Annotated in this window: 24 protein-coding genes; 17 read left to right on the top strand and 7 right to left on the bottom strand. The window is 59.0% G+C overall.

Annotation, left to right across the window (positions count from 1 at the left end; all coding sequences use genetic code 11):
• The first annotated feature begins 16 nt into the window (after positions 1-16).
• From AACR93_RS20170 to AACR93_RS20125, 10 genes are all read left to right on the top strand, one after another.
• The gene (locus AACR93_RS20170) at positions 17-1,528 is read left to right on the top strand and encodes a bifunctional ADP-dependent NAD(P)H-hydrate dehydratase/NAD(P)H-hydrate epimerase (protein WP_043851790.1); all 1,512 of its coding nucleotides are present in this window, start codon (positions 17-19) and stop codon (positions 1,526-1,528) included.
• An 11-nt stretch (positions 1,529-1,539) separates the two neighbouring features.
• Positions 1,540-2,013: a tRNA (adenosine(37)-N6)-threonylcarbamoyltransferase complex ATPase subunit type 1 TsaE gene (tsaE, locus tag AACR93_RS20165; protein ID WP_041210423.1), complete on the top strand. Its 474-nt coding sequence runs from the start codon at positions 1,540-1,542 to the stop codon at positions 2,011-2,013.
• Positions 2,004-3,557 (top strand): N-acetylmuramoyl-L-alanine amidase, encoded by a 1,554-nt coding sequence (locus AACR93_RS20160; protein WP_043851789.1) that lies wholly within the window; start codon positions 2,004-2,006, stop codon positions 3,555-3,557. The genes tsaE and AACR93_RS20160 overlap by 10 nt, the downstream gene beginning before the upstream one ends.
• Before the next feature lie 17 nt (positions 3,558-3,574).
• A complete protein-coding gene (gene mutL, locus AACR93_RS20155) occupies positions 3,575-5,446 on the top strand; it encodes a DNA mismatch repair endonuclease MutL (protein ID WP_043851788.1) in 1,872 nt (623 codons plus the stop codon).
• Positions 5,436-6,365 (top strand): tRNA (adenosine(37)-N6)-dimethylallyltransferase MiaA, encoded by a 930-nt coding sequence (gene miaA, locus AACR93_RS20150; protein WP_082044161.1) that lies wholly within the window; start codon positions 5,436-5,438, stop codon positions 6,363-6,365. Before mutL ends, miaA begins: the two co-directional genes overlap by 11 nt.
• A 73-nt stretch (positions 6,366-6,438) precedes the next feature.
• Positions 6,439-6,702, top strand: a complete 264-nt coding sequence (gene hfq, locus AACR93_RS20145) for an RNA chaperone Hfq (RefSeq protein ID WP_033114894.1) — start codon at positions 6,439-6,441, stop codon at positions 6,700-6,702.
• Positions 6,703-6,765: 63 nt separating this feature from the next.
• Positions 6,766-8,052, top strand: coding sequence for a ribosome rescue GTPase HflX (gene hflX / locus AACR93_RS20140; RefSeq protein ID WP_043851787.1), 1,287 nt, complete (start codon positions 6,766-6,768; stop codon positions 8,050-8,052).
• A gap of 92 nt (positions 8,053-8,144) precedes the next feature.
• On the top strand, positions 8,145-9,293 hold the full coding sequence (gene hflK / locus AACR93_RS20135; RefSeq protein WP_033114892.1) for an FtsH protease activity modulator HflK: 1,149 nt from the start codon (positions 8,145-8,147) through the stop codon (positions 9,291-9,293).
• Positions 9,294-9,296: 3 nt separating this feature from the next.
• Positions 9,297-10,181 (top strand): protease modulator HflC, encoded by an 885-nt coding sequence (gene hflC / locus AACR93_RS20130; RefSeq protein WP_041210428.1) that lies wholly within the window; start codon positions 9,297-9,299, stop codon positions 10,179-10,181.
• A gap of 97 nt (positions 10,182-10,278) precedes the next feature.
• Positions 10,279-10,470: a DUF2065 domain-containing protein gene (locus tag AACR93_RS20125; protein ID WP_043851786.1), complete on the top strand. Its 192-nt coding sequence runs from the start codon at positions 10,279-10,281 to the stop codon at positions 10,468-10,470.
• Between the two features lie 62 nt (positions 10,471-10,532).
• Here AACR93_RS20125 and ispB read toward each other — a convergent pair whose 3' ends face one another.
• On the bottom strand, positions 10,533-11,504 hold the full coding sequence (ispB, locus tag AACR93_RS20120; protein ID WP_033114889.1) for an octaprenyl diphosphate synthase: 972 nt from the start codon (positions 11,502-11,504) through the stop codon (positions 10,533-10,535).
• Between the two features lie 242 nt (positions 11,505-11,746).
• On the opposite strand from ispB, the gene rplU reads away from it, so the two are divergent.
• The 6 genes from rplU (at position 11,747) to AACR93_RS20090 (ending at position 17,255) form a co-directional block, all read left to right on the top strand.
• Positions 11,747-12,058, top strand: coding sequence for a 50S ribosomal protein L21 (gene rplU / locus AACR93_RS20115; RefSeq protein ID WP_005304210.1), 312 nt, complete (start codon positions 11,747-11,749; stop codon positions 12,056-12,058).
• Positions 12,059-12,075: 17 nt separating this feature from the next.
• Positions 12,076-12,333 carry a 50S ribosomal protein L27 gene (rpmA, locus tag AACR93_RS20110; protein WP_005304202.1) on the top strand — a complete coding sequence of 86 codons (258 nt, stop codon included), beginning with the start codon at positions 12,076-12,078 and terminating at the stop codon, positions 12,331-12,333.
• Positions 12,334-12,523: 190 nt separating this feature from the next.
• Positions 12,524-13,726 (top strand): Obg family GTPase CgtA, encoded by a 1,203-nt coding sequence (gene cgtA, locus AACR93_RS20105; protein ID WP_041210430.1) that lies wholly within the window; start codon positions 12,524-12,526, stop codon positions 13,724-13,726.
• Between the two features lie 296 nt (positions 13,727-14,022).
• The gene (locus AACR93_RS20100) at positions 14,023-15,393 is read left to right on the top strand and encodes a YjiH family protein (RefSeq protein WP_043851785.1); all 1,371 of its coding nucleotides are present in this window, start codon (positions 14,023-14,025) and stop codon (positions 15,391-15,393) included.
• Between the two features lie 144 nt (positions 15,394-15,537).
• Entirely contained in the window at positions 15,538-16,527 is a 990-nt protein-coding gene (locus tag AACR93_RS20095; RefSeq protein WP_043851784.1) for a luciferase-like monooxygenase, read from the top strand.
• Between the two features lie 227 nt (positions 16,528-16,754).
• A complete protein-coding gene (locus AACR93_RS20090) occupies positions 16,755-17,255 on the top strand; it encodes a 2TM domain-containing protein (protein WP_043851783.1) in 501 nt (166 codons plus the stop codon).
• A gap of 77 nt (positions 17,256-17,332) precedes the next feature.
• Here AACR93_RS20090 and AACR93_RS20085 read toward each other — a convergent pair whose 3' ends face one another.
• From AACR93_RS20085 to lptD, 6 genes are read right to left on the bottom strand one after another with little or no spacing between them, the layout of a single operon-like run.
• Positions 17,333-18,154: a symmetrical bis(5'-nucleosyl)-tetraphosphatase gene (locus AACR93_RS20085; RefSeq protein WP_043851782.1), complete on the bottom strand. Its 822-nt coding sequence runs from the start codon at positions 18,152-18,154 to the stop codon at positions 17,333-17,335.
• Positions 18,155-18,160: 6 nt separating this feature from the next.
• Positions 18,161-18,523 carry a Co2+/Mg2+ efflux protein ApaG gene (apaG, locus tag AACR93_RS20080; protein WP_043851781.1) on the bottom strand — a complete coding sequence of 121 codons (363 nt, stop codon included), beginning with the start codon at positions 18,521-18,523 and terminating at the stop codon, positions 18,161-18,163.
• A gap of 4 nt (positions 18,524-18,527) precedes the next feature.
• Positions 18,528-19,340, bottom strand: coding sequence for a 16S rRNA (adenine(1518)-N(6)/adenine(1519)-N(6))-dimethyltransferase RsmA (gene rsmA, locus AACR93_RS20075; RefSeq protein ID WP_041210436.1), 813 nt, complete (start codon positions 19,338-19,340; stop codon positions 18,528-18,530).
• Positions 19,330-20,325: a 4-hydroxythreonine-4-phosphate dehydrogenase PdxA gene (gene pdxA, locus AACR93_RS20070; RefSeq protein WP_043851780.1), complete on the bottom strand. Its 996-nt coding sequence runs from the start codon at positions 20,323-20,325 to the stop codon at positions 19,330-19,332. Before pdxA ends, rsmA begins: the two co-directional genes overlap by 11 nt.
• Positions 20,325-21,623: a peptidylprolyl isomerase SurA gene (gene surA / locus AACR93_RS20065; protein WP_043851821.1), complete on the bottom strand. Its 1,299-nt coding sequence runs from the start codon at positions 21,621-21,623 to the stop codon at positions 20,325-20,327. Before surA ends, pdxA begins: the two co-directional genes overlap by 1 nt.
• Positions 21,624-21,649: 26 nt before the next feature.
• Positions 21,650-24,106 (bottom strand): LPS assembly protein LptD, encoded by a 2,457-nt coding sequence (gene lptD, locus AACR93_RS20060; protein WP_043851779.1) that lies wholly within the window; start codon positions 24,104-24,106, stop codon positions 21,650-21,652.
• A 174-nt stretch (positions 24,107-24,280) separates the two neighbouring features.
• Between lptD and AACR93_RS20055 the strand changes: the two genes are divergently transcribed.
• Positions 24,281-25,115 (top strand): aminoglycoside phosphotransferase family protein (locus AACR93_RS20055; protein WP_043851778.1); only part of this gene is annotated, 835 nt, incomplete at its 3' end.

Here is a 25,115-nt window from a genome sequence, read left to right as displayed (position 1 = left end):
CAGATCGGGAGCCATCATGGTAGAGGTCATCGGGGACGCTTGGTGCAAAAAAGTGGGAAGCAGTCTATCACAGGGGCTGTGGTCGACTGAACAGATCCGCTCGCGAGAGCGGCGCTGGGCCGAGCATGAGGGGCAACCCCTCTATGCGCTGATGGAGCGGGCAGGGCTGGCGCTGTGCACCTATGCCTGCAGCCACTGGCCCGCGAGCAACTGCTGGTGGATTTTTGTCGGCCCCGGCAACAATGGCGGCGATGGTTATGTGCTGGCCCGCCTTGCCCGTGAACGTGGCCTTGAGCCGGTGGTGATCGCCGCTCGCTCTCCCGACCAGCTGAAAGGGGATGCCAGGATTGCCGCCGATAGCTGGCTGGCGGCCGGTGGTGAGGTCTGGCTGGCAGAGCAGTTCGATCAGGCGTTATTTCCTCCTCCCGATCTGGTGGTCGATGCCCTGCTTGGCACCGGTGTCAGTACACCCCTTGCACCGTTACTGACAAAGATCGTCGCAACAATCAATGAGTTGGCTGCACCTGTGCTGGCGGTCGATCTTCCTTCTGGCCTCAATGGCGATACCGGCCGGATCATGGGGGCTGCCGTGCGGGCGACCCGAACTCTTACTTTTATCGGTATCAAGCAGGGGCTGCTCACCGCTGACGGGGTCGATGTGACCGGTGAGCTCGATTGTGAGCCGCTTGGTGTCGTGCCTGATGAGGAGATTCACCCCGCAGCATGGCGGCTCGATTATCCGGTGCTGCAATCCTTGCTGACCCCGCGTCAGCGCTCCTCGCACAAGGGTTCCCACGGCAAGGTGTTGCTGGTGGGCGGGGAGTGCGGCATGCAGGGGGCCATTGTGCTCACCGGCCGGGCCTGTCTGCGGGCTGGCGCCGGTCTGGTGCGAATCAGCCAGCACCCTGTGTTGCCGCCGGTCAGCCTCTATCAGCCTGAATTGATGAGCCTGCAGGAAGAAGATGATGGCGGTTGGGCCTCGGTTCGGGTCATTGGCCCCGGGCTGGGTCAGGGAGAGTGGGGCAGACAGCAGTTTGCTCGCCACCTTACCGAACAATTGCCGCTGGTTTTGGACGCCGACGGGTTGAATTGGCTGGCGCAATCTCCCCGCCATCAGGATAATTGGGTGCTCACTCCGCACCCTGGCGAAGCGGCGCGGCTGCTGGGGTGTTCCATTGCCGAGATTGAAGCAGACCGGTTTGCCGCCGTGCGGGCGCTGCAACAGCGTTACGGCGGAGTGGTGCTGCTCAAGGGGGCGGGGACTCTCATCCATGATGGCGAGCGGCTTGCCTTGTGCAATGAAGGCAATCCCGGCATGGCAAGTGGCGGCATGGGCGATCTGTTATCTGGTATAATCGCCGCCCTTTTGGCTCAGGGTTGGTCTGCCACCCTGGCAACCTGGCTGGGGGCCGTGATCCACGGCGAGGCAGCCGATCTGGCTGCTGCTGATGGAGAGCGTGGCATGCTGGCATCAGATCTGCTGCCCTTTATCCGCAAGCTGGTTAATCCCGACACCATAACAAGTTAAAAAAGAAGAACATGGCAAAACAGTTGATGATGACACTGCCGGACGAGGCAGCAACAGTGGCTCTGGGAGGCCGTCTGGCAAAGGCTTGCCAGCAGGCGACGACCGTGTTTTTGCACGGGACGCTCGGGGCTGGCAAAACAACCCTGACCCGTGGCTGGGTGCAGGGGCTTGGCCATCAGGGCAAGGTGAAAAGTCCGACTTATACCCTGGTGGAACCCTACGAGCTGGAGGGGTGGCAGGTTTACCACTTCGATCTCTATCGTCTGGCCGATCCGGAAGAGCTGGAATTCATGGGAATTCGCGACTATTTTGCCGCCAATACCCTCTGTCTGGTGGAGTGGTCGGAGAAGGGGGAAGGCTGGTTGCCGGCGCCTGATCTCGAGATCACCCTCACTTATGTAGGCGAGCAGCGCGAAGCTCTGATTGAAGCTCGTTCTGCTACTGGCGAAGCTATTCTGGAACGGTTGTCATCCACGTGCGTTTGATCCTTGTTATTGCTCTCTCCCTGATGGCGTTACCCTCCTGGGCTAATCAGCTCAAGAGCGTGCGGATTTGGCCATCACCTGATAACACCCGGGTGGTGCTCGACATGAGCAGCGCCCCCGATTTCAACTATTTCACCCTGACTGGCCCCGATCGGCTGGTGATCGACATGAAAGGGGCGAGCAACGCCACCAATCTGGCTAGGGTCGAGAACAGCAGCGAACTGGTGCGTAAAATTCGTGAAAGTTCACCGCTGGAGAAGGGGGGGCTGCGTCTGGTGCTCGACCTCAGTTCCGCCATCAAGCCGGTAGTCTTTCCGCTGGCGCCTGCCGGCCCCTATGGTCACCGTCTGGTGATCGACCTTCCCTATGAAGAGAAGCGCTCGGCTGCCGCGGTGCAGTCCACGCCGGTTGGCGGCAAGGGCAAGGGGGTGGTGATTGCCATCGACCCGGGCCACGGCGGTGAAGACCCGGGTTCCATCGGCCCGCGCCGTACCTATGAGAAGCGGGTGACCCTGGCGGTCTCCCAGAAACTGGCGGCACTGATCGACCGCGAGCCGGGCATGCGCGCCGTGCTGACCCGCCGCAGCGACTACTTCGTTGATCTCAACAAGCGTTCCGAGATCGCGCGCAAGGCCAAGGCCGACCTGCTGGTATCGGTGCACGCGGACAGCTTCCACAACTCCACCCCGCGTGGCGCCTCGGTCTGGGTACTCTCGACCAACCGCGCCAACCGCGAGATGGGCAGCTGGCTGGAGAAGCAGGAGAAGCAGGGTGAGCTGCTGGGTGGTGTCGGCAAGGTGTTGGCCGAATCCGATCCCAACCCCTATCTGGCGCAGACCTTCCTCGACCTCTCGATGGACAAGTCCCGTGCCGAGGGTTATGACGTCAGTCGCCAGATCCTGCGCTCGCTGGGCAAGGTGGCACGGCTGCACAAGAGAGCGCCGGAGCACGCCAGTCTGGCGGTGCTGAAGGCCCCTGACATTCCCTCTGTGCTGGTTGAGACCGGCTTTATCTCCAACCATGCGGAAGAGCAGCTGCTGGCTACTGCCAGCTATCAGGATCAGCTGGCTCGCGCCATTTTCGAGGGTATCCGCAACTACTACCGTGCTCACCCGACCAAGGGGGCCATGCTCACCGGCAAGGGGGTCGCCAGCGCCCCGGCCTCGACCCATAAACAGGTCGCTGCCAGCAAGCCTGCGCCAGCCAGACAGGTTGCGAGCAAGCCGGCGGCAGTTCAGTCCCAGCCGGTAGTGACCAACCGGATGCCGGCGACGGTGCGCGACAGCGGAAGCACTTCTGGCAGCTCCTCCGGTGCCGGGGTGATCAAGCCTTATTCCGAGGCGGCCAAAGAGACCGGCGCTCCGGTCACCAGCGTGCAGGAAAACGAGAAGTCGCAGATGATCCGCCATGTGGTCACGCGCGGTCAGAGCCTCTCGCGCCTGGCCGAGAAGTACGGCGTGAGTCAGGCGAGACTGGCGGAGATCAACAAACTCAAGTCACGGGAAATCCAGATAGGGCAGGTGCTCTATATTCCCAAGCAATAACTGAGCGGGAGCTAGCGATGCCGATCCGTATTTTGCCACCTATTCTGGCCAACCAGATTGCCGCCGGAGAGGTGGTGGAGCGGCCCTCCTCCGTGGTCAAGGAGTTGGTGGAAAACAGTCTGGATGCGGGCGCCGACCGGGTCGAAATCGATATCGACAAGGGCGGTGCCAAGCTGATCCGCATCCGTGACAACGGTTGCGGCGTTGCCAAAGATGAGCTGGTGCTGGCGTTGTCGCGCCACGCCACCTCCAAGGTGGCGACCCTCGATGATCTGGAGGGGATCAACAGCCTGGGCTTTCGTGGCGAAGCGCTCGCCTCCATCAGCTCGGTTTCCCGCCTCACTTTCACCTCCCGCACCGCCGAGCAGGCCGAAGCCTGGCAGGCGCAGGCCGAAGGGCGCGAGATGAGCGTTACCGTCAAGCCTGCGGCCCATCCGGTGGGTACCACGGTGGAGGTGGTGGATCTCTTCTTCAATACCCCGGCGCGGCGCAAGTTCATGCGCAGCGAAAAGACCGAGTTTGCCCATATCGACGAGCTGGTGCGCCGCATCGCGCTCTCCCGCTTCGATGTCACCCTGATCCTGCGACACAACGGCAAGGTGGTGCGCCAGTACAAGGCTGCCAATACGGTGCCGGAGCAGGAGCGGCGTCTTGCTGCCGTCTGCGGTACCCCCTTCATGCACCATGCGCTGGCGGTGGAGAGCGAGCACAGCGACGTGCGTCTGTGGGGCTGGCTGGCGACCCCCGAGGGCGCCAGACCGCAGAACGATCTGCAATACACCTATGTCAATGGCCGGATGATGCGCGACAAGCTCATCAATCACGCCATTCGTCAGGCCTATGACGAGCTGCTGCCCGCCGACCGCTTTGCAGCCTATGTGCTCTATATCGAGCTGGATCCCCGTCAGGTGGACGTCAACGTTCACCCTGCCAAGCACGAGGTGCGCTTCCATCAGGCGCGGCTGATCCACGACTTTATCTTTCAGGTACTCTTTACTGCCTTGCGCCGCGAAGGCCGCGCCGTCAACGAGCAAGAGCCGCCGCTGGCCGAGACGCTGGTCGAGCTGCCGGTCAGCCCACAGATCGAATATCCCGGTCAGGCACCGCGTACCGAGTGGTATGGCGCCGAACACAGCTATCGGGCGCCGGTGCAGGTGCGGGAAGGGGGCTGTGGTGGTGCAGGCCGGGTCAGCAACTATCAACCACCCGAGCCGCCGAGCCGGGAGGCGATGCGTGGCATGGGGGCCCTGCTTACCACGCTGCCCGTTGCCACAACCGTTTCAGCTCCCGAGCCGGGAGTTGCCACTCAGACTGTTTCAAAACAGGGCGGGTGCCGGGCACTGACTCTGGTGGAGCAGGCTTATCTACTGTTCGAGCGGGATGGTCAGCTGGCGCTGCTTTCACTCGTACGCGCCGAGCGTCTGCTGCTGCGCCACTGGCTGCTGGAGACCTGGGGCCAGGGGCTGGCAGCCCAGCCGCTGCTCTTGCCCGTCTCCTTCAAGCTGCCGAAGAACCTGAGTTCGCTGGTAGAAGAGCAGGAGCGGCTGCTGAAACGGATGGGGCTGGAGTTGAAAAGCGGGGGGCGCGACACCATGATCCTGACGCGGGTGCCTGCGCTACTGCGTCAGACCGATCTGGTGCGTCTGCTACCCGAATTGCTGCAAATTATCGAGGGCGGATCTGACAGTGATGCTGGCCAGCAGGCTGAAGTATTATGCCAATGGCTGGTTGAGCAGGGGATAAGCCGCGAAAAAATATACGATTTTTCAACTGCCAGTCGTCTGCTGACGGAACTTGTGGCCGATTTCAGTGACCAACTGGCAGATATTCGCATGGCTCGCCCGCTCTCGCTGGCGGCTGTGCTTGAGGAGTTTGAACATGGCGAGTGACTTGCCGACCGCAATTTTTTTGATGGGGCCGACGGCCTCCGGCAAGACGGATCTCGCCATTGAACTGTGTCAGGTGTTGCCCTGCGACATCATCAGCGTCGATTCGGCGCTGATCTATCGCGGCATGGACATAGGCACCGCCAAGCCGACCGCCGATGAACTGGCTCGGGCCCCACACCGACTGATCGATATTCTCGATCCCGCCATGAGCTATTCGGCAGCCGATTTTTGCAAGGATGCCCTGCGGGAGATGAAAGAGATCGCCGACCGCGGCCGCATTCCGCTGCTGGTGGGCGGTACCATGCTCTATTTCAAGGCGCTGCTGGAAGGGCTCTCTCCGCTCCCTTCTGCCGACCCTGTTATTCGGGCCGGAATAGAAGAGGAGGCTGCCCGTCTTGGCTGGCAGGCGCTGCATGACGAGCTGGCGCGTATCGATCCGGTCGCCGGGGCGCGTATTCATCCCAATGACCCGCAGCGGCTCAGCCGGGCGCTCGAGGTTTACCGCATCAGCGGCAAGACCCTCACCGAGCTGACCCTGGTGCAGGGGGAGGGGCTGCCCTATCGGGTACAGCAGTTTGCCATCGCCCCGAGCGATCGCGCCGTGCTGCATCAGCGGATCGAACAGCGTTTCGACAAGATGCTGCAGGGGGATTTCGAGCAGGAGGTGCGGGCGTTGATGGCTCGTGGTGATCTGACCCCGGATCTCCCCTCCATTCGCTGTGTAGGTTATCGCCAAATGTGGGACTACCTGAACGGCGAGATAGAGTATGATGAGATGCGTTATCGTGGCATTGTTGCCACTCGCCAGTTGGCAAAACGGCAGATGACCTGGTTGCGCGGTTGGGCCGATGTGACCTGGCTGGAATCCGGTGAGTCTGACAACCTCGCCCGCGTGCTTGCTCGCGCTGGTGCGGCTTGACACTCCCTGTATAATCAGGTTGTTATATTGAATATCCGGTGTTTAAAAACAACAAACTATAAGGAAAAGAAAAATGGCTAAGGGGCAATCTCTCCAAGACCCGTTTTTGAATGCGCTGCGCCGTGAGCGGATTCCTGTTTCTATCTATTTGGTGAACGGCATCAAACTGCAAGGTCAAATCGAGTCCTTCGACCAGTTTGTCATTTTGCTGAAGAACACCGTGAGCCAGATGGTCTACAAGCATGCCATCTCTACCGTGGTTCCGGCCCGTGCCGTTAACCATCATCAGCAGGCTGCCGGTGGCGCTGGTGATGAACAGGGTGATGCCGAGGCGTGATATCCCGGGGCGAGTCTACTCGCCAACTCAGATTCATCATGAAACCTGTTAAGGAGCAAGCGCTTGTTTGACCGTTATGAAGCTGGCGAACAGGCCGTTCTGGTGCACGTCAACTTCAGTGATGAGGGTGAGCGGGAGGATCTGGAAGAGCTCAAAATGCTGGTGAGCTCGGCTGGCGTCAATGCACTGGGAGTCATCACGACCAGCCGCAGTGCGCCCAGCGCCAAGTATTTTGTCGGCAGTGGCAAGGCTGAAGAGATTGCGTACCAGGTCCAGATGCTGGATGCCGACGTCGTCATCTTCAACCATGCCCTGACCCCTGCCCAGGAGCGTAACCTGGAGCGTCTGTTCCAGTGCCGGGTAGTGGACAGAACCGGTCTGATCCTCGATATCTTCGCCCAGCGCGCCCGTACCCATGAAGGTAAACTGCAGGTCGAACTGGCCCAGTTGCGTCATCTTTCTACCCGTTTGGTTCGAGGCTGGACCCACCTTGAACGTCAAAAAGGCGGGATCGGCTTGCGCGGCCCGGGTGAAACCCAGCTTGAAACCGACCGACGCCTGTTGCGCGAGCGCATCAAGGCGATTTTGCGCAGGCTCGACAAGGTGGCCAAACAGCGGGAGCAGGGGCGACGAGCCCGCAACCGCAATGAAGTACCGACAGTTTCTCTGGTTGGTTACACAAACGCCGGAAAGTCCACTTTGTTCAACCAACTTACAGCTGCCAGCGTGTATGCTGCCGACCAGTTGTTCGCAACCCTTGATCCAACGCTGCGTAAACTGGTGATCCGGGATGTGGGCGATGTGATTTTGGCCGACACGGTTGGATTTATTCGACACTTGCCCCATGATCTGGTCGCTGCGTTCAAAGCGACCCTGCAGGAGACCCGCGAAGCGGACCTGCTGCTCCATGTGGTGGATTGTGCCGATGAGCAGATGCAGGAGAATATCGACTCCGTGCAACAGGTGCTGGCTGAAATCGAGGCGGATGACAGGCCCCAGCTGATGATCTGCAACAAGATCGACAAGCTGGCCGATCGCCCGGCGGGTCTGGAGCGGGATGATGAAGGTCGTCCGCTGCGGGTCTGGCTGTCTGCCCAGACTGGCGAGGGGTGTGAGTATCTGTTTGCGGCGCTGACCGAATTGCTGGCCGGCTCCATGGTGCACCACACCCTGCAACTGCCGCCTTCTGCTGCGAGATTGCGTAGTGCGCTCTATCAGTTGAAAGGGATTGAGCAGGAAGGCTTTAGCGAGGAGGGGGATTTTGTGCTGGAAGTCCGCCTGCAACTGGCTGACTGGAACCGCCTCGTGAAACAGGAAGGTGAGAGTTTACAACGCTTTATCAGGCATTGAACCGTTGATGAGGATAACCGCCTGGCGGCTTCGTCAACGAGCTGTGACCCGATAGAGATGATATCCATCTGCATGTATTAATGGAGACGCTGATGGCTTGGAATGAGCCTGGTAACAACGGCAAAGACCGTGACCCCTGGGGGAATAACGGCAAGAATCAGGGGCCCCCTGATCTGGACGAGATGCTGCGCAAAATGAGTCGTCGCTTTGGCGGCCTGTTTGGCAGTGGCAAATCTGGCGGCGATGTAGGCCGCTTTGGTATCTCCATCGCGCTGGTTGTCGCCGTGGTGGTATGGGTCGTTAGCGGCTTCTATACCATTCGTGAAGCAGAGCGTGGTGCAGTGCTGCGCTTTGGCAAGTTTTCCCATATCGTCGAGCCGGGCCTGCGCTGGAAGCCGACTTTCATCGATCAGGTGATCCCGGTGGACGTTGAGTCCGTGCGCTCCCTGCCTGCGTCCGGCTTTATGCTGACCCAGGACGAGAACGTGGTACGGGTCGAGATGGACGTGCAGTATCGTGTCGTCAATCCGGAGCAGTACCTGTTCAGCGTGACCAATGCCGACGAGAGTCTGAGTCAGGCCACCGATAGCGCCCTGCGTTACGTGGTTGGCCACACCAAGATGGATGACGTGCTGACCACCGGTCGTGAAAAAGTGCGTCAGGAGACCTGGCAGGTGATCGATGGCATCATCGAGCCTTACCAGATGGGTCTGCAGATCGTCGACGTCAACTTCCTGCCGGCGCGTCCGCCGGAAGAGGTGAAGGATGCGTTCGATGACGCCATCTCCGCTCAGGAAGATGAGCAGCGTTTCATCCGCGAAGCGGAAGCCTATGCCCGTGAAGTTGAGCCCAAAGCCCGTGGTCAGGTGAAGCGTCTGGAGCAGGAAGCCGAAGCGTACAAGTCCCAGATCGTGCTGAAAGCACAGGGTGAAGTGGCCCGTTTCAACGAGTTGCTGCCCCAGTATCAGGCTGCGCCCGAGCTGACTCGCAACCGTATCTACCTGGAAACCATGGAAGAGCTCTATCAGCAGGCAAACAAGGTCATTGTTGATATGCCGGCTGGCAACAACAGCATGATCTATCTGCCGCTCGACAAGCTGACTGGCAAGCCGGCAGCTGCTCAGCAGACTCGTCCTGCGACTGTGCCGGTAGCAGAGCCTGCGCCTGTTTCCAACGAGGGTGCCAACTCCACTCCGATGCCGCTGCGTAGCGGTGACCGCTTCAGCTCAGGGAGAAACTGATAGATGAAAAAGCTAGCTATTGGTGCAATCGCTGTGGCTGCCATGGTCTGCTTCTCTTCTGTCTTTATCGTTGATGAAGGTCAGAAGGGGATCGTGGTGCAGTTTGGCAAGGTGAAGCGGGTTGATTCCGGTGAGCCCCGTCTCTATGAGCCGGGTCTGCACTTCAAGGTGCCGCTCATCGATCAGGTTCGCAAGATGGATGCCCGTATCCAGACCATCGACAGCCAGGCCGACCGTTTCGTCACCTCCGAGAAGAAAGACCTGATCATCGACTCCTACGTGAAGTGGAAGATCGAGGACTTCTCCAAGTACTACCTGGCAACCGGTGGTGGCAACAAACTGCAGGCAGAAGATCTGCTCAAGCGCAAGATCAACAACGGTCTGCGCTCCGAGATCGGTAACCGCACCATCAAGGACATCGTCTCCGGTGAGCGCAGTACCGTGATGGAAGATGCCCTGAAGAAGATGGCGCGCTCCTCCGAGCTCGGCATCAAGGTGGTGGATGTGCGGATCAAGCAGATCAACCTGCCGGTGGAAGTCTCCAACTCCATCTATCAGCGGATGCGTGCCGAGCGTACTGCGGTGGCCCGTGAGCATCGTTCACAGGGTCGCGAGAAGGCCGAAATCCTGCGCGCCGACATTGACCGCAAGGTAACCGTCATGCTGGCGGATGCCGAGAGTAACGCGCGTCAGTTGCGCGGTGAAGGTGATGCAGAAGCGGCCAAGATCTATGCCGAAAGCTACAAGAAAGACCCCGAGTTTTTCAGCTTCGTGCGCAGCATGGAGGCCTATCGCAAGAGCTTCACCGGCGGTAACGAGCTGATGGTGCTCAAGCCGGACAGCGAGTTCTTCCGCTATCTCAAGTCTCCTCACGGCACCAAGCAGTAATCGCCGGAGTTGTCTTGCCAGGGGCCTGCATTGTCAGGCCCTTTTATTTGTCTGCCAAACCACCAGAGAAGGTGGTTTTTGACGGGAGAAGGGCACAATGATGACATCCATACTGACAGGTATTGGCCTGTTGCTGCTGTTTGAAGGGCTCGGGCCATTGCTGATGCCAAAAGGGTGGCAGCAGATGTTGCGGCTGCTAAGCGATCAGCCAGCGGAGCAGCTGCGCCGTATCGGCGGTTCGCTGGTGGTGGCGGGTGCCGTGATCCTCTGGATGGTGAGCCGATGGTAGCAAACGCATAAACAACAAGAGGCCCATGGGGCCTCTTGTTGTTTATGAAAACAGTGACGGGATCAGGCGCTGCGCTGTACGGCCATGTGGGCCAGAGTTTCCAGTGCTTGCTTGTGCTGGGAGTCCGGCAGAATGGCGAGGGCGGCAATCGCCTTGTCAGCCTCTTCCCGAGCCCGCATGCGGGAGTACTCCAGCGCGCCGGTACGATCGAGAATGGCCAGGATCTGGTCGAGGTGTTCCATGCCGTTGCGGTGCTCGATGGCATCGCGCACCAGCTGACGCTCCTCGGGCGAACCCACTTCCATGGCTCGCAGCAGCGGCAGGGTCGGTTTGCCTTCAGCCAGATCGTCACCGACGTTCTTGCCCATCTCTTCGCTTTGAGAGCAGTAGTCCATCACGTCGTCGATGATCTGGAAGGCGGTGCCCAGATACTTGCCGTAATCCGTCATCGCCTGCTCGACGGGCTCGGGCTGATGGGTCAGCACGGCCGCGAGGCGTGTCGCGGCTTCAAACAGCTTGGCGGTCTTGCAGTAGATGACCGTCATATAGCTCTGTTCGGTGGTATCCGGGTCGTTGCAGTTCATCAGCTGCAGCACTTCCCCTTCGGCGATGGTGTTGGTGGCATCGGAGAGGATCTCCATCACCCGCAGGTTGGAGAGCTCGGCCATCATCTGGAAGGAGCGGCTGTAGAGGTAGTCACCCACCAGAACGCTTGCCGCATTGCCAAACAGGGCGTTGGCCGTTTCGCGGCCACGGCGCAGGTCGGATTCATCGACCACGTCGTCATGCAGCAGGGTAGAGGTGTGGATAAATTCAATAATGGCGGCCAGTTTCAGGTGATCCTCACCTTCGTAGCCCAAGGCGCGAGCTGCCATCACAGTCAGCATGGGGCGCATCCGCTTGCCGCCAGCACTGACAATATAGAAACCCAGCTGATTGATCAGACTAACGTCGGACTGGAGTCGGGCCAGGATCAGTTCATTGACCGCCGTCATGTCGGCGGCACAGAGCGCACGGATAGTCTGTTGGTCCATAAGTCTCGTAACGTGACAGCAGCAATAACTGCGATTTTTAGTAATGCTGGGGATTCTACACGATTTCACAATGGGTTACAGTTAAGCGTTTATCCACGGCGGCAGATATGCGCACAAAATAAACTTTTTGCGAAAATGGCCTTGCCTGAGCAGATCGATTTGCGTAGAATGCCCGCCCATTGTTATAGGTTTTTGTGCATGTCTGCCTTGAGCAAAAGACATGCCTTTACGGAGTTAATCAAATGTACGCGGTATTCCAAAGCGGCGGAAAACAACACCGTGTGGCCGAAGGTCAAATCGTTCGTCTGGAAAAGCTGAACGTTGAGACTGGCGCTACCATCGACTTCAACGAAGTTCTGATGGTTGCTGCAGGCGACACTTTTAAAGTAGGTGCTCCTTTCGTTGAAGGTGGCAAGGTTGTAGCTGAAGTTGTGGCTCACGGCCGTGGCGAGAAAGTGACTATCGTCAAGTTCCGTCGTCGTAAGCACCACCGTAAGCAAGCGGGCCACCGTCAGTGGTTCACTGAAGTCAAAATCACTGGCATCAGCGCTTAATTAGAGGAGTCCGATAGATGGCACACAAAAAAGCTGGCGGTTCATCCCGCAACGGTCGCGATTCTGAAGCTAAACGCCTGGGCGTGAAGCGGTTCGGCGGCGAAACAGTTCTGGCTGGCAGCATCATCGTTCGTCAGCGCGGCACCAAGTTCCACGCTGGTGAGAACGTTGGTCTGGGCAAGGACCACACCCTGTTCGCTACCGCGAACGGCAAGGTGCAGTTCGAAGTTAAAGGTCCGCTGAACCGTAAGTACGTTAGCATCGTTGCTGAGTAATTACGGACCGCAAGGATCCGAAGCCCCGCCAACAGGCGGGGCTTTTGTTTTTCCGAAATGATGACGAAAAAACGGAACGTAGATGACCCGGGCGCAGAGATGGCTCGGTGAGGCAAGATGCGTATCGCCCGCAGGGGTCTGTACCACTATAATTGCGTATCGGTTTTTCGAATTAAGGTGACGGTTACCTATGAAGTTTGTTGATGAAGTCCAGATTCGAGTCGATGCCGGTGACGGTGGTAACGGTTGTGTAAGCTTTCGCCGTGAAAAATATATTCCCAACGGTGGTCCGGATGGTGGCGATGGTGGTGACGGTGGCGACGTGTATCTGGTCGCCGACGAGAACCTCAACACCCTGATCGACTACCGTTTTGAGCGCTTCCATGCCGCCGAACGTGGCGAGAATGGTCAGAGCGCCAACTGTACCGGTCGCCGCGGCAAGGACAAGATCCTGCGTGTGCCGGTCGGTACCCGTGCGACCGACGAAGATACCGGCGAGCTGCTGGGTGACCTGACTCACCACGAGCAGAAGCTGCTGGTCGCCAAGGGCGGCTTCCACGGCCTTGGCAACACCCGCTTCAAGAGCTCGGTCAACCGGGCGCCGCGCCAGAAGAGCAACGGTACTCCGGGTGAAGTGCGCACCCTGAAGCTGGAGCTGCTGCTGCTGGCTGACGTCGGTATGCTGGGTCTGCCGAATGCCGGCAAGTCCACCTTTATCCGCGCCGTATCAGCCGCTCGTCCGAAAGTGGCTGACTATCCCTTTACTACCCTGGTGCCGAACCTGGGCGTAGTACGTGGCGAGAACTCACGCTCCTTCGTGATCGCCGATATCCCGGGTCTGATCGAGGGTGCAGCCGAAGGCGCTGGCCTCGGGATCCGCTTCCTGAAACACCTCGAGCGCTGTCGCGTATTGATCCATCTGGTGGATATCTGCCCGGTTGATGGTTCCGATCCGGCCGAAAATGCCGTGACCATCGTGCGTGAGCTGGAGAAGTACAGCCCCGAGCTGGCGGGCAAGCCGCGCTGGCTGGTGTTCAACAAGATGGACCTGATCCTGGAAGAAGAGGCTCAGGAAGTGATGGATCGCGTGAAAGCCGCCCTCAACCACGAAGGGCCGGTCTACGCCATCACTGCCATCAGCAAGGAAGGGACCAAGAAGGTCTGCTACGACATTCTGGATCTGCTGGATACCATGCCCCGTCAACTGGAGCAGGATGCCAAAGAGGCGATCGAGAAAGTGGAGTTCAAGTGGGATGACTACCACAAAAACCAGCTGGCCAAGGCCGAAGCGGAAGCGCTGGCCGCCTCCATGGCCTTCGACGAGAGTCTCGATGATGATGACTGGGATGACGAAGATGATGATGGCGTGGAAGTGATCTACGTCCGCGATTGATTTCGCTGTTCTTTGCCAAAAACCGGAGCCTGCAGAGGCTCCGGTTTTTTTATGGCTGGCGCCTGGTCTCTATACCTGATTAGCTTGGGGCAGGCAGAGTGTTTAGTGAATTAATATTCCGCTAACTGCCTGTTTACCCGTTCACACTGGTTTTATTTGGGTATTTATTCGTTAATTAATCTGAAATTGCTTTTTTAATCCATTCTATTGGGATATTCTTGCGCCCCGTTTGGCTGGGTGTGCATGAATATGCGTATTATCCGGCATAAGTTTTAGCTATGTCAGGGCAGTAGATTATGTTGGAAAAGAGTCTGGAAGCGCCTGCGGTCAATACCCGCCGCAATCTGTTGATGTTCTTGATCCCTTCGTTGATCGGGATCCTGTTGTTCATGACTCCGGTACTCTATGACGGAAATGTCACCATTCCGGTAGCCGTGCTGGCCAAGCTGGTTCAGCGGGTGTTTGCCGACTATCTGGTTGCCATGGTCAGCGCGGTGATCACCACCACCATGCTGATGACCGTCGTCGCCTGGTTGTTCAAACCGGCGATCCTGGTGCGCCGTCCTTTCCTCAACAGCTTGTTCAACGTCTCCCCCTTCTGGGCCTGTGTGCGGGTGCTGGGCGGGATCTTCGTACTGCTGACCTTCTTCCAGACCGGGCCTGAAGTGCTGCACTCCGGCGCAACCGGCGGGTTGGTGCTCAACGATCTGCTGCCAGTGCTGTTTTCCGTCTTTATCTTCGCTGGCCTGCTGTTGCCACTGCTGCTCGACTTCGGGCTGCTGGAGTTCGTCGGCACCATGATGACCCGCATCATGCGCCCGGTGTTCCGTCTGCCGGGTCGCTCCGCAGTGGACTGCTTTGCCTCCTGGTTGGGGGACGGTAGCGTCGGCATTCTGCTCACCAGCAAGCAGTACGAAGGGAAGTTTTATACCCAGCGGGAAGCCGCCGTCATTGGCACCACCTTCTCTGCTGTCTCCATCACCTTCTGTCTGGTGGTGATCTCGCAGGTGAAGCTGGAGCACATGTTTGTTCCCTTCTATCTGACCGTCTGCCTGGCCGGTGTGGTTGCGGCCATCGTGGTACCACGCCTGCCACCGCTCTGCTGGAAGAAGGATATCTATATCGATGGCACCCCCTTGTGCCGCAAGCAGGAGTCGGTACCGCATCAGCACAGTGTGCTGAGCTATGGTCTCGAGCGTGCATTGACCAAGGCGGAGAAGATGACCGATCTCGGCGCTGTGTTACGGGAAGGGGTGAAGAACGCGCTGGACATGGTGTTTGGTGTGCTGCCAGTGGTGATGGCGATCGGTACTTGTGCTCTGATGCTGGCTGAACATACCCCCGTCTTCAACTGGCTGGGTGCACCGTTCGTTCCCTTGCTCGAACTGCTGCAGCTGCCGGAGGCAGAAGCGGCTGCCAAGACCATCATGGTCGGGTTTGCCGACATGTTTATCCCGGCTGTGCTGGCGTCCAGCATCGAGAGCGAGATGACCCGCTTCGTCATCGCGGCCATGTCGGTGACCCAGCTTATCTATATGTCTGAAGTGGGGGCGCTGCTGCTGGGCAGCAAGATCCCGGTCAAGTTGTGGGAGCTCTTTATTATCTTCCTGATGCGTACCCTGGTGACCCTGCCGGTGATTGCCGGTATGGCCCACCTGTTGTTCTGATACAGACTGCCATAGCCTTAAGGCCACTCCCTATGGGGTGGCCTTTTGCTATCTGGCGTTTGCCGTGGCAGAAAGTGTTCCGTTCGAACATCTCATGGTAGAGTGCCCCTCTGTTAGCAAATTGTGATGCAACGGAGTGTATTTATGTCTGCCATCCCCTATTCCCTTCTCGATCTGGTGCCGGTTGCCGAGGGTTCCCATCCTGCCGAATCGTTCCGCCATTCGCGCGATCTGGCACAACATGCCGAGCGTTGGGGCTACCACCGCTACTGGCTGGCCGAACACCACAACATGCCGGGTATTGCCAGTGCCGCGACATCGGTGTTGATCGGCCATCTTGCCGGGGCAACCAGCACCCTGCGGATCGGGGCGGGTGGCATCATGCTGCCGAACCACTCGCCGCTGGTCATTGCCGAACAGTTTGGCACCCTGGCCTCGCTCTACCCCGACCGCATCGATTTGGGCCTTGGCCGGGCGCCCGGGACCGATCAGCGCACCATGCGGGCTCTCAGACGCCAACGCAGCGGTGAGGTGGATGACTTCCCGGCCGATGTCCGCGAGCTGATGAGCTATTTTGGCGACGAGATAGGCGCGGTACAGGCAGTACCCGGGCAGGGGCTGCATCTGCCAGTCTGGCTGCTGGGCTCCAGCCTCTACAGTGCCCAACTGGCTGCGGTGATGGGCTTGCCGTTTGGTTTTGCCTCCCATTTCGCGCCAGCCATGTTGCTGCAAGCACTTGAGATCTATCGCAGCCAGTATAGCCCTTCTGCTCGCTGGCCCAAGCCCCATGCTGTGGTCTGTATCAATATGATCGCTGCCGACAGCGAACGGGAGGCGCGCTTCCAGTTCACTACGTTGCAGCAGCAGTTCCTGCGCCTCCATCGCGGTGATGCGGGCAAGCTGCCAGCACCGGTTGCCGAGTTGGGCGAGCAATGGTCGCCACGCGAGTTGATGGCGATGGAGCAGACCCTTGCCCGCTCTCTGGTGGGCGATCCGGAGCAGATCCGCCATGGCCTCAAGGCGCTGCTGGCGGAAACCCAGGCCGATGAGCTGATGTTCAACGGCCCCATCGTCGATCATCAGGCTCGCTTGCGCTCTTTCGAGATCGCAGCCGGGTTGATGCGAGATCTATAAGCTCGCCTCCCCGCATATAAAGGCGCTATCTTGCAGAGAGAGTCTGGTGTCGCCCTGCTGTCAGGTTCTCGCAACGGGGCGGTTGGGGAACTGGATCCCGGATATCGAGCCTTTATCTAATGCACTGAATTAAAAGGAAAGTCAGGTTGGTGTCAGGCTGCTGTCGTGTCGCGTGCCACCCTCCGGCCCCTATGCTGGCTCCGTCAAGCAACCACAAGGAGTTCGAGATGATCGTCAGGAAGTTGAGATTGCAGCGGGGCTGGTCACAGGAGCAGTTGGCCGCCTTTACCGGCCTGAGCGTTCGCACCATTCAGCGGATCGAGCAGGGTCAGCAACCCGGACTGGAATCCCTCAAGGCCCTGGCCGCCGTCTTTGAGCTCGATGTGGCGCAACTGGACGGCACACGGCAACAGGAGCATGAGATGAGAGGGAGTGACACGATGGAACAGGATGGATTGCAGGTATCGGCTGAAGAGCGAGCTGCCATGAAGTATGTGGAGGGGCTCAAGGGCTTCTATCACCATGTCGCCAGCTATCTGCTGGTGATTGGCGGGTTGTTTGCCATCAACTACCTGAGCAACCCGGGTTATATCTGGGCCTGGTGGCCGGCGCTGGGGTGGGGATTGGGGTTGGCGTCCCATGCCATTCGGATATTCGAGCCTTTCAAACTGTTTGGCCCCGAGTGGGAGCGACGCCAGATCGAGAAACGGTTGGGGCGCAAGTTGTAACAAGAGCTGTTGTGGAAAAAGAGAGCCCGGCAAGTTGCCGGGCTCTCTTTTTGGTTCAGGTCTTTGCAATCACTGCCCTAGCTGGCGTGAGTGGGGCAGGGGGTGGCAAAGAGGGCATCATCCTCATAACGCCACAGAGTGAGGCTGTTGCCCCAGACACAGCCGGTATCGAGCGCTTTGATGTCACTCTTGCCGGTGTTGCCCATCAGGGCCGCCCAGTGGCCGAACACCAGAATGGGGTCATCCACGTGATGCTCGCGCTGCTCGAACCAGGGGCGCAGGCCTGGGGTCGACTCCTTGGGGCCCTTCTTGCATTTGAAGTCGAGCCGACCATCGAAGTAGCAGAAGCGCATCCGGGTGAAGGTGTTGATGATGTAGCGGTAGCGGTCGATCCCGACCAGATCATCTTTCCAGCCATCCGGCTGATCGCCATACATGTTGTGCAGCAACCACAGGTACTGATCGCCACGCAGCAGGCTCTCTACCTCGCGGGCGCAGTTGCGGGCGGTGCGGGCATCCCACGCCGGAGAGATACCGGCATGCACCATCATGATGGGCAGGTCGGGGTGTTCGGCCAGCAGCGGGCGGTGGCGCAGCCACTCCAGCAGTTCGTCCCGATCCGGCGCATCCATCAGGCTCTGCAGCTTGTCTTTCTTCTTGAGCGGTGCAACGCCATTGGCCACCGCCAACAGGTGCAGGTCGTGGTTACCGAGCACGGTAATGGCACGGTTGCCCAGATCCTTGACGAATCGCAATGTGTTGAGCGAGTCCGGGCCGCGGGCGACCAGATCGCCGCACAGCCAGAGCACGTCATTTTCGGGATCGAACTTGGCAAGATCCAGCAGACGGCGCAAGTCGTCGTAACAGCCCTGGATGTCACCGACAAAACAGTTCGCCATGAAACCTCAGTTGATAATGTTGGGGATGGCCAGCGTGAAGGGGGCGACGGGCGCCTCAAACTGCTGGCCAGAGCCATCTTGCAGGGTGTAACTCCCCTCCATCACTCCGAGCGGTGTCGCCAGCGGCACGCCGCTCTGGTAGCGGTAGGTCTCTCCCTCGGCAATAAGGGGTTGCTCCCCGACCACGCCGGGGCCCGAGACTTCCTGCATCTTGCCATTGGCATCGGTGATGAGCCAGCGCCGATGCAGCAGCTGCACCGAGCCGGGCCCCAGATTCTCAATCTCGATCAGATAGTGAAACTGGTAGGGGTCTTTGCTATCCGCCACATACGAGGGGTATGGGCGGACAACGATGTGCGGGAGCGACACAGGATCAGGCCTTTGGCTGATCCGCCAGCCAGTTGGCGATCATGACAAATTGCTCGAGGGAGAGGTTCTCCGGACGCAGGTTGCCATCGATACCAAGCTCGGTCAGCTGGGCGTCGGTGATGAAGTTGGAGAAACTGTTGCGAATGGTCTTGCGGCGCTGGCCGAAGCCCTCGGTGCAGACGCGATTCAGACAACGGATGTCTTTGGCGACGATGGTCGGGTTCTTGTGCGGCACCAGACGAACCACGGCAGAGTCCACCTTCGGCGCCGGTTTGAAGGCGCCCGGGCCCACTTCCAGTACCGGGATCACCTGGCAGTAGTACTGGGTCATCACGCTCAGACGACCATAGGCTTTGCTGCCAGGGCCGGCGGCCAGACGCAGGACCACTTCCTTTTGCAGCATGAAGTGCATGTCTTCGACCCGATCGGCGAACTCGCACAGGTGGAAGATGAGCGGGGTGGAGATGTTGTAGGGCAGGTTGCCGAAGATACGCAGCGGCCCCTTGCCTTCACCCATCAGGGTGCTGAAGTCGAAGCGCATGGCATCGGCTTCGATGACGGTGAGCTTCTCCTTCAGGGTCGGGTGCTCGCGCAGGCGCGCCGCCAGATCCCGGTCCAGCTCGACCACGGTCATCTTGTCCATCTGGGCGGCAACCGGCTCGGTCAGCGCGGCCAGACCCGGGCCGATCTCCACCAGGTTTTGGCCTGGCTGCGGATTGATGGCGGCCACGATCTGGTCGATCACGTAGCGATCGTGCAAGAAGTTCTGACCGAAACGCTTACGGGCCGTGTGGCCCATGTGCACCTTACTGCTCATATCTTTTTTTCTCTACCATCTTGATGGCGTGGTTAATCGCGGTGACAAGGCTGCCCGAATCGGCCAGGCCCTTGCCTGCCAGATCCAGCGCGGTGCCGTGATCCACCGAAGTGCGGATGAAGGGAAGCCCCAGAGTGATATTGACCGAACTGCCAAAGCCCTTGTATTTGAGCACGGGCAGCCCCTGGTCGTGGTACATGGCGAGTACCGCATCCGCATCCTTGAGGTATTTCTCCTGGAACAGGGTGTCGGCCGGCAACGGGCCGACCAGATCGATCCCCTCCTGGCGCAGAGTCGCCAGAGCAGGTTCGATCACGTCAATCTCTTCACGTCCGAGGTGGCCGCCTTCCCCGGCATGGGGATTGAGGCCGCAGACGTAAATTCGGGGGTTGGCGATGCCAAACTTGGTGGCGAGATCCGAATTGAGGATGCGGATCACCTTGCCGAGGCGATCTTCCGTGATAGCCATCGCCACATAGGCAAGGGGGATATGGGTGGTCGCCAGCGCAACCCGCAGTCCCTCGGTTGCCAGCATCATCACCACATCGGCGGTGCCCGACTGCTGGGCGAAGAACTCGGTATGACCGCTAAACGAGACACCGGCCTGATTGATGATCCCCTTGTGTACCGGCCCGGTCACCACGGCGGCAAATTCGCCGCTCATGTTGCCATCGCAGGCGCGCTGCAAGGTTGCCAGCACATAGGCGCCGTTGCCTTCGTTCAGCTCGCCCGGTACCACAGAGGTACCGAGAGAGACAGAGCATACCGTCAGGGTGCCGGCTCGCTGCGGTTGAGCAGGTTGACTGGCATCATAGGGCTCAAGCTCGATGGGCAGCCCCAGCAGGGCCGCCCGCTCGCGCAGCAATACCGGATCGGCAATGACCACCAACTGGTGCGGCCAATCCTGCTGGGCAATCTGCAGCACCAGATCGGGCCCAATCCCGGCCGGTTCGCCCGGGGTGACGGCAAGACGACGGCAGTTCATCAGCTACCGGCGCCTTCGATACGGATGTAGGCCTCGTCACGCAGCTCGTCCAGCCACGCCTGGGACTCTTCCACGAAGCGACGGTTGTAGATGAGCTGGTAGGCACGCTGCTCCTGTGCCTTGTCGGTGGCGTCCTGGCTACGGCGATCTTCCACCTGCACGATGTGCCAGCCATGGCTGGTACGGAACGGGGCACTGATTTGGCCCGGCTGCAGGCGGTTGACCATGTCGCGGAACTCGGGCACATAGACGTTGGGATCAGACCAGCCCAGTTCGCCACCCTGTACTGCAGAGCCCGGATCTTCGGAGTACTTCTCAGCCATGCTGGCGAAGCTTGCCTTGCCGCTCTTGATGTCGTGCAGAATGCCGTCCAGCATCCCCTTGGCCTTCTCTTCGCTCAGGATGATGGAGGGCTTGATCAGGATGTGGCGAGCCTTCACCTCGGTCAGCATCACCTGCTGCTGCCCCTTGGTATCGAACACCTTGATGATGTGCAGACCGGCACCGGAGCGCAGCGGGCCGACGATGTCGCCCTTCTTGGCACCCTGTACCGCTTCCGCCATCAGGGTCGGCATCTCTTGCGGGCTCATCCAGCCCCAGTCACCACCTTCCAGCGCCTTGGGCCCATTACTCTCGGCAATGGCCAGTTTGCGGAAGTCGGCACCCTGCTTGAGGGCAGTCAGGATACGCTCGATCTTGCTCTTGGCTGCATCCAGCTGGGCAGCGGTGGGGTTATCCGGCAGGGAGATCTGGATATGGCCGACGTGGTATTCGTTCTGTTGCTGACCCTGTTTTTTCAGGATCTCGACTACCTGCTTCACCTCCTGCTCGGAGATGTTGATGCGACGGCGTACCTGATTGCGGCGTACCTCGTTCATCAGGATCTCGCGGCGCACCTCTTCCCGATACTGGGCATAGCTCATCCCTTCACGGGCGAGCTGGGCACGCAGCTGATCCATGGTCATCTTGTTATCGGCGGCGATCCCCTGGATAGCTTGCTCCAGCTGGGTATCGCTGATCTTGAGGCCCTGGCGATCAGCCAGTTGCAGCTGCAGACTCTCCTGGATCAGGCGATCCAGTGCCTGCTTGCGCAGGGTGGCGTCATCGGGCAGGGACTGGCCGCTCTCTTGGGCGGAGAGCTTTACCTTGTTGACCAGTGCATCCTGTTGACTGGCAAGCACCACGTCCTTGTTGACCACGGCCAGCACCTTGTCCATCAGCTCGGGGGCCGCCAGTGCCGCCTGACTCATGGCGCCAAACATACCCGCGGTCAGCAGGGCAATCAGGGTCTTTTTCATATCCATCTCTCAAGGCTGGACCAGCATCATTGCTGGTCTTTCAGATTAAACGGGCGAACATAGGGCAACAGCTCGGTATCCAGCGTGACGCTGCGGCCACCGGTACCGACACTGCCAAGTCCCTTCATCTCGAATTGAAGACCGATCGATTTCTCGGAGGTGGGCTTCAGAGTGATGTTGTCTGGCTGGTTGTGCCACTCCAGACTCAGGTTGATGCTCCAGCAGCAGGAGTCATATTTGACGCCTATTTTGCGGTCAATATTGACGTTTTGCTGGATGTCACGGTAGTAGCCACCATACATCTGCCACTGATCGGCGATCGGCGCCATCATAACCAAACCTGCCTGGCTCAAGTCTTCGGCCACAGCACTGTTGTAGTAGCTCTTGTTGCCATCCTTGATAAAGCGGTAGTTGACCTGGCTGATGAACTTCTCGTTGCGGTATTCCACCGCGCCATTTGCCGCACTGAACTGACTTTTCTCTGTATCGTATTGAGTGCCAGCGTGAGCAAACCACTGCTCCGTGACCCGGGCATCCCCCTCAAAGGAGAGCAGGGAGCGAGAGTTGGTGCTCTCGGGATCCGAAGGATAGAGGCGAACCTTGGGCGGCGTAATCTCGAATGCCTGGGCTACTGCCAAACGCAGCCGCTCGTCACCTACGTTGTCATAGATCCGGCTGGTGAGACCGGCAGTGACCCGGTTGGCGTCGCTGATGCGGTCGAGACCGGCATAGCGACGATCGCTGAACAGGCTGTAGTAATCCTGACGGGTGGTGGTGGAGTCGTAGATCCCGATATCGTCCTGATCCCGATAGGGAACATAGAGATACTGGAACTCGGGTTCCAGAGTCTGGGTGCCCTTGCCATCATACCAGTCAACCGGGCGATCGAAGTTGAGCCCCCCCTTGAGCCGGAAGGAGGGGAGGGTGCGATTGACGGTGCCATCCTTCAGGGTGAGCTGGCCAGTGCTGGAGTCGGTAAAACGCGAGCGATCCGTGTAGACCAAATCCTTGGGTACCTCCTGGTTGTAGGAGGTAAACATCAGCTTGTACTGGCTGGTGAGGTAGTAGCCAGGGGCATCGATGAGAGGCACGGTCAGGGTCGGAGCCAGGTGCAGGCGGGTGGTGGTGTAACGCTCACCGGCCTGCTGGGCACTGGCGCTGCCGCTGTCATAACCAAATTTGGTCAATTCGCTGTTCCAGGCCAGATCGAACCACTTGCCCTGCTGGTAGTAGTTGTAGTCGATACGCGGCAGCATCTCGTGGGGCAGTAGCGCGTAAGGGCTCAGGATCTGATAGCGGCGCACTTCTGAGGTGAGGTTCCAGTTCTGCTGGTAATATCCGGCAGTAAAGGATTGCTGCAACTGACTGTCGACTTGGGTACCTACCGGCGGACTGAAGTCGTTGAAGTAGTTGTAATCCTTGTCGCGCACCTGGGTGTAATCGACACCAAAGCGCAGGGAACCATCCATCAGGCTTGAGCCGTGACGCACGTTCATCAGATAGCGGTGGCCATCAGACAGGTAAGGGGTACCGGTCGACGGGTTGATGAAGCTGGGGTTGCCGGCATCATACTGCTTGTCGTCCGCCAGGTTTTCAAAGTAGAGGATGCCTGCGTGGGCGGGGTCCGGCATATAGCGGAACTCCACCTGCTCCATCAGGCCGCGTTTGTCCATAAAACGGGAGGTGATGGTGGCATCGTAGTTGGGGGCTATGTTCCAGTAGAAGGGCTGGGTGATATCCATGCCGTTGCTGGAACTCTGGGTATAACCGGGGTAGAGCAAGCCTGTCTTCCGCTCATCCTTGATGGGGAAGTTGATATAGGGGAAGTAGAACACCGGATAGTCGTAGAGCCAGAGGCTGGCGTTCCACGCTTCGCCGAACACCTCTTTCTGGTCGATGTCGATGCTGCCCGCTTTGAGGGTCCACACCTCCTGACCCGGGGGGCAGGTGGTGTACTGGGCCCCCTCCATGGTGATGTTCTGGTTGTTGTTGGTCATGGTGACCCGCTTGGCAAAGCCGCGCACCGGTGAGCCATGAACCTGATATTTGCCCTCTTCCAGTTCGGAGTTCTTGGTATCCAGGTTGGATTTGAGGGTCTTGTCGCTGGTGACGGTCACCTGACCGTCGTTGTAATAGATGTTGCCGATGGCGATGACATCCCGGCTCTTCTGGTCGAGCTGGGCATAGTCGGAGTCGAACTTGCGAACCCCCTGACGAACCTTGACATCCCCTTCATAGACGGCGGTGCCGCCCTGCTTGGCTTCGAGGCGGTCAGCATCCACCTCCACCGGCAGCGCATTGGCCTCCTCGGCAGAGGCTGGTTTTTCGACCTTGGGGACATAGTCGTAACAGAGGCTGTCGAGGATCCCTGTGGCTGGCGGCGTCTCAAAAGGGGCAGCCTGAACCATCATGGATGTCAGGGCCGGTGCCAGGCTGATAGTCAGGGCGATGGGATAACGGTATCCCAGTGTCCATTTTGTCATGTGAAAGACTCGTGCAATCCGTGATAGATACGGTTGATCCAAGGCATGCATTTTACGACAGGTTTCATCGAGTTGACATTGCATGTCATTGCTTTATGTTAGCCGGCAATGATAAAGCATTATTGCGGCCAGGGCTAACAGCCAAGTGCTGCTTTCCACCTTGGTCCCCGACTTATGCACGATCGCGATTCCCTGCTATTGCAGTGGGCACGCCAGATTTCAGGCGATGCCACCCTTCAGTTGACCCTCATTTCCGGTGATGCCAGTTTCCGCCGCTACTACCGTGGCGCAGGGCTGGTATGGGTGGATGCCAATCCGAAAACCGAAAAAAATCATGAGTTTGTTCGTAATGCAGCTGCCTTGCGTGCACGTCAGCTTTTGGCGCCAGAGGTCAAGGCCGTTGACTATGAACAAGGTTTGCTGGCGGTCAGCGACCTGGGCGATACCCAGCTGATCAGCTGCTTGAATGAGCAAAATGTGCTGGCCTGGTATACCAAGGCGATCGATCTGTTGCCGACACTGGGGTCGGTGGATCTGGCGCTTGAGCCCTTCGATGCCGCCTTTATGGCGCGGGAGAACAGCATTTTCCCCGAGTGGCTGCTTGGCCATCATCTGCAACTGACCCTGAGCGATGAAGAGCAACAATTGCTTGATGAGACCTTGGCCTGTCTCACCGCCTGTAATCTGTCTCAGCCACAAGGGGTTATGCACCGTGACTTCCACAGTCGCAACCTGATGGTGTGCGGCGGAGACACTCCTGATACCAGCGAACTCGCCATCATCGATTTTCAGGATATGGTCATCGGGCCGCTCACCTATGACCTCGTTTCTCTGCTGAAAGATTGCTATGTGCGCTGGCCGGACGCGGTGATCGAGCAGGGGATGCAACACGGTTTTGCCACTCTGCAGCAGGCGGGACTGCTTGGCGAGCGCGACTACGCCAGTTTCCGCCGCGATGCCGACCTGACCGGCATGCAGCGCCATCTGAAAGCGGCGGGAATCTTCACCC

The sequence above is a fragment of the Aeromonas sp. L_1B5_3 genome, assembly GCF_963866575.1.
GTDB classification, from domain to species: domain Bacteria; phylum Pseudomonadota; class Gammaproteobacteria; order Enterobacterales; family Aeromonadaceae; genus Aeromonas; species Aeromonas jandaei.
Note: the sequence above shows the minus strand (reverse complement) of the source record. Positions and strands in the feature narration are given on the sequence as shown.